Here is a 4,734-nt window from a genome sequence, read left to right on the forward strand (position 1 = left end):
ACTTCCGCCCGGGACGGCCCGACCTGACGCTGTTCCCGCGCGCCGCCTGGGCCCGGGCCGGCCGGGCGGCCCTGCGATCGATGCCGACGAGCGATTTCGCGTACGCCGATCCGCGTGGTCTCCCGCGCCTGCGCCGCTGCCTGGCCGACTACCTGGCCCGCGTCCGCGGCGTCAGCGCCGAACCCGCCCACGTGATGATCTGCGCGGGTTTCTCCCACGCCTTCGACCTGATCCTCGACGTGCTGACGGCCCGCTTCGCGGTCGAGGATCCGGGGTACGCAGGCCCGCGCCGGCAACTCGCCGACCACGGTGTGCCCTTCGATCGGGTGCCGGTCGACGGCGACGGGCTGGACGTCGCGGCGTTGCGCCGGAGCGCGGCCCGGGCGGTCCACGTGACGCCGGCACACCAGAGTCCCACCGGCGTCGTGCTGTCCCCACGCCGCCGGCACGAGCTGATCGGGTGGGCGCGCGAGGTCGGCGGGTACATCGTGGAGGACGACTACGACGCCGAATACCGGTACGACCGCCGCCCGGTCGGTGCGCTGCAGGGCCTCGCGCCGGACCGGGTCATCTACTGTGGAACGACGTCCAAGACCCTGGCGTCCGGCGTGCGCCTCGGCTGGATGGTCGTCCCGCCGCCGCTGATCGAGCCGATGGTGGCCCGGCGGCACCTCACCGACGGGTCGACCGCGACCTGCTGCAGGCGACGTTCGCGGCGTTCCTCGACGGCGGCGACCTGGACCGGCACCTGCGGCACACGCGTCGTGTCTATCGGGAGCGGCGTGACGCGGTGCTGGCGGCGCTCGGCCGGTGGATGCCGGACGCGACGCCGATGGGCGTGTCGGCCGGGCAGAACGTGCTGGTGATGCTGCCGGCCGGCGCGGACGAGGAGGCGGTGGTCCGGCGGGCCCTGGACGTCGGGGTGCGGGTGTACCCCCTCGCCGGCTTCCTGTGGACGGCCGACGAAAACCGTCGTACCCGGCGCGTACATTCCGACCCGCCCAGCGCAGGGGTGGGGGAGGCGGCGGGGCGCGGCCGGCCCGGTTTGATCTTGGGCTACGGCAGTGTCCCGGCCGACCGCTCGCGGTACGGGATCCGGCAACTGAGCCGCTGCATCGCCGACCGGTGAGCCGCGACAGGGGTAGTGCTGGTACCTCTCTCGCCGGTCGCGGGCGGCCTAACGTCGAGGACATGACTGAGGAACTGGTTCTCAACAACGGAGTCACGATGCCCGCGCTCGGGCTCGGGGTCTTCCAGAGCCCGCCCGAGGAGACCGCCGCGGCGGTCGAGACGGCGCTGAACGTAGGGTACCGGCAGATCGACACCGCCGCCGCCTACGGCAACGAGCGGCAGGTGGGCGAGGGCATCCGCCGGTCCGGCCTCGGTCGCGACGAGGTGTTCATCGAGACCAAGGTGTGGGTCAGCGATTACGGGTACGACCAGACGCTGCACGCCTTCGAGAAGGCGACCCGCAAGCTCGGCGTCGACCGGATCGACCTGTTCATCCTGCACCAGCCGGCCCCGGACCGGTTCGACCGGACGGTCGCCGCGTACCAGGCTCTGGAGAAGCTCCTGGCCGACGGCGCGGTGCGGGCGATCGGCGTCAGCAACTTCATGCGCCACCACCTCACCGACCTGCTGGCGCGCACCGAGGTCGTGCCGGCGGTGAACCAGATCGAGCTGCACCCGTACTTCACCCAGCCGGACGTGCAGAAGGCGGACGCCGAGCACGGCATCCTGACGCAGGCGTGGTCGCCCATCGGCGGCATCACGTTCTACCCGGGCTGGGGCGAGAAGCGGAAGAACGTCCTGGAGGACCCGGCGATCGCCGAGATCGCGGCCGGGCACGGCAGGACGCCGGCCCAGGTGATGCTGCGCTGGCAGCTGCAGAGGGGCCGCTCGGCGATTCCGAAGTCGACCAACCCGGGCCGCATCAGGGAGAACTTCGACGTCTTCGACTTCGACCTGACCGAGCATCAGCTGGCCACATTGGACGCTCTGGACACCGGCGTACGCAACGGCCCGGACCCCGACGTCCCGCGCCCGGAGATGTTCGACCGGGCGGTCCCGGAGGAGTGATAGCCAGTTACCACCTGAGGGGGTAACTTCGTGAGATAGTCCACGGAGATGGCGGTGAGGACCGGCGATGCCACACACCACCCACGATCGCCGGCGCATCACCGACTGGCTCGAGTCGCGCGGAGCGATGGACATTCCCCATCCCGGAGGAACCCTGTTCGACCATCTGAACCGGGTGGCGGACCGCATGCACCGGCTGGGCCTGGCGCCGCACGTTCAGGCCGCGGGCCGGACGCACGCGGCATACGGTACGGACGGGTTCGACGTGACGTTGCTCGATCTCGGCCAACGGGCCACCCTGCGGGATCTGGTCGGTGTGCAGGCGGAAGAGCTGGTGTACCTCTACGGATCATGCGACCGGTCCCGGACGTGGACGGCCCTCCCGCACGCCAGGACGGTGTGGGACCGGTTCACCGGCGGCGTGCAGGCGCCGTCCACAGCCGTGCTGCGGGCGCTCGTGGACCTGACGATCCTCAACGAGCTCGACGTGGTGGAGCACTCCCCCGCCGTCGCGGCGGCACACGGTGCGGGCCTGCGCCAGCTGTTCGGTTCCTGGCTCCCGCTCTGCTCTCCGGAGGTCGGGTCTCTTGTTACCGGCTGGATCGGTAACGCAGTAGAGTCCTGAAATGCGTGTCGAGCGGGTGGGAGCCGACGAGCTCGCCTTTCGGTGGTTCGGTGGCCGTGTGTCCCTCGACTTCACCGCCACGGTCGGCGAGCGATGGCGGGGCCGCTTCGAACGGCTGCGGGCGCCCGATGACCTGGCACGGTGGTTCGTCGAGGCGGGGATCCACCCGGATGCCGTTCCGGTGAGCTACGCCCGTATGCGGCAAGCGCGCTACCTCCGGGAAGCCCTCTACCGCCTGTTCCGGTCCACGCTCGATGCCACCTCGCCGGATCCCACGGACATCGGGGAGGTCAACCGGTGGGCCACCCGGTCGGCACCGGGTGCTGCCCTCGGCTTCGACCGGGGAACGTTCACCGTCCATCAGCCGGCCCTGGACGCCGCGATGCTCCTGGCGGCGATCGCGCGGGACGGGGTCGACCTCCTCACCGGGCCGTCGGCCGGCCGCATCAAGGAGTGCGGACGCGACGACTGCGCCCTGCTGTTCCTGGACGAGAGTCGCGCCGGCGTACGCCGGTGGTGTTCGATGAGCGCCTGCGGCGCGCGCAGCAAGATGTCCGCCTACCGCAGCCGACAGAGCTTCGCTTGATGAGGTACGAGAAGACGCGGGCCGAACGGGAGCGGTGAGCATGAGCACGGAGAAGGTCAAGGCGCGGTTCGAGGTGCTGGACGAGCGGTTCCGTACGGTCAACGGAGACGAATGGATCGAGCGGCCGTTCAGCGACGGGCGCTGGACCGAAGGGCCGGCGTACTTCCCGGCCGGCCGGTACCTCGTCTTCAGCGACATTCCCAACAACCGCCTGCTCCGCTGGGACGAGACCACGGGCGCCGTCAGCACGTTCGGTCAGCCGTCCGACTACGCCAACGGCCACACGGTCGACCGGCTCGGCCGGCTGGTCAGTTGCGAACAAGGGACGCGGCGGGTGACCCGCACCGAGCACGAGGGATCGGTGACCGTGCTCGCCGATGGGTACCTCGGCGGACGGCTCAACAGCCCGAACGACGTGGTCGAACACTCGGACGGCAGCATCTGGTTCACCGACCCCAGCTACGGCATCGACAGCGACTACGAAGGCTGCCGGGCACCCTCCGAACAGGACGGGTGCCACGTCTACCGGATCGATCCGAGCGGTGATGTGCAGAGGGTCGCGGACGACTTCGAACGGCCCAACGGCCTGGCCTTCAGCGCCGACGAGACGACGCTCTACATCGCCGACAGCCGGCGCCATCACATCCGCCGGTTCACCGTCACCGACGGTGGCGGGCTCGGCGGGGGAGAGGTGTTCGTCACCTGTGACGCCGGAACCTTCGACGGCGTGCGCCTGGACGCGGACGGCCGGATCTGGGCCGCGACCCACGAGGGACTGCACTGCTTCGCGCCGGACGGCACGCTGATCGGCAAACTCCACGTCCCGGAGATCACGTCCAACCTGACCTTCGGCGGACTGCGCCGCAACCACCTGTTCATCACCGCGTCGTCCTCGCTCTACACCCTGCGGGTCAACATCAACGGCGCCGCGTACCCGTCCTGACCCTCGCGGTATCTCCTCATGAGACGGACAGGGGGTCTCGACCGGCTTCAGACGGTGAGCAGCACCTTGGTGGCGGTGCGCTGGTCCATGGCCCGATAGCCCTCTGCCGCCCGGTCGAGCGGCAGAGTCAGGTCGAAGACCTTGCCGGGATTGATCTTGCGGTCCCAGATGAGCTGGATCAGCTCGGGCAGGAACTGCCGGACCGGGGCGGGACCGCCGTGGATGTGTACGCCCGCCATGAACAGCTCGTCACCGGGGATCGCGACGTCGTGGGAGACACCCACGAAGCCCACGTGACCGCCGGGACGGGTCGAGTGGATGGCCTGCATCATGGCTTCCTGGGTGCCAACCGCCTCGATGACGCTGTGCGCGCCCAGGCCGCCGGTCAGCTCCTTGACCTTCTCGACACCCGCGTCGCCGCGTTCGGTGACGATGTCGGTGGCGCCGAACTCCCGCGCGAGAGCCTGCCGGTCGGCGTGGCGACTGACCGCGATGATGCGT

7 protein-coding genes are annotated in these 4,734 nt (G+C 70.2%); 6 read left to right on the plus strand and 1 reads right to left on the minus strand.

What is annotated here, in order from left to right; genetic code table 11:
* The 6 genes from AB0M20_RS28110 to AB0M20_RS28135 form a co-directional block, all read left to right on the plus strand.
* On the plus strand, positions 1–866 hold an 866-nt coding region (locus tag AB0M20_RS28110), incomplete at its 5' end, for a PLP-dependent aminotransferase family protein (RefSeq protein ID WP_364303221.1).
* Positions 815–1,129 (plus strand): hypothetical protein, encoded by a 315-nt coding sequence (locus AB0M20_RS28115; RefSeq protein WP_364303223.1) that lies wholly within the window; start codon positions 815–817, stop codon positions 1,127–1,129. The genes AB0M20_RS28110 and AB0M20_RS28115, both read left to right, overlap by 52 nt.
* A 62-nt stretch (positions 1,130–1,191) precedes the next feature.
* Complete coding sequence (locus tag AB0M20_RS28120; RefSeq protein ID WP_364303225.1) at positions 1,192–2,079, plus strand: aldo/keto reductase; 888 nt, start codon at positions 1,192–1,194, stop codon at positions 2,077–2,079.
* Between the two features lie 67 nt (positions 2,080–2,146).
* The gene (locus tag AB0M20_RS28125) at positions 2,147–2,704 is read left to right on the plus strand and encodes a DUF6817 domain-containing protein (protein WP_364303227.1); all 558 of its coding nucleotides are present in this window, start codon (positions 2,147–2,149) and stop codon (positions 2,702–2,704) included.
* Between the two features lies 1 nt (position 2,705).
* Positions 2,706–3,290, plus strand: a complete 585-nt coding sequence (locus tag AB0M20_RS28130) for an ABATE domain-containing protein (RefSeq protein WP_364303229.1) — start codon at positions 2,706–2,708, stop codon at positions 3,288–3,290.
* A gap of 40 nt (positions 3,291–3,330) precedes the next feature.
* A complete protein-coding gene (locus AB0M20_RS28135; RefSeq protein WP_364303231.1) occupies positions 3,331–4,233 on the plus strand; it encodes an SMP-30/gluconolactonase/LRE family protein in 903 nt (300 codons plus the stop codon).
* Positions 4,234–4,280: 47 nt separating this feature from the next.
* On the opposite strand, the gene AB0M20_RS28140 is transcribed toward AB0M20_RS28135, so the two are convergent.
* Positions 4,281–4,734 (minus strand): zinc-binding dehydrogenase (locus AB0M20_RS28140; RefSeq protein WP_364303233.1); only part of this gene is annotated, 454 nt, incomplete at its 5' end.

It is taken from the genome of Actinoplanes sp. NPDC051633, assembly GCF_040681735.1.
In the GTDB taxonomy this organism is placed as follows: domain Bacteria; phylum Actinomycetota; class Actinomycetes; order Mycobacteriales; family Micromonosporaceae; genus Actinoplanes.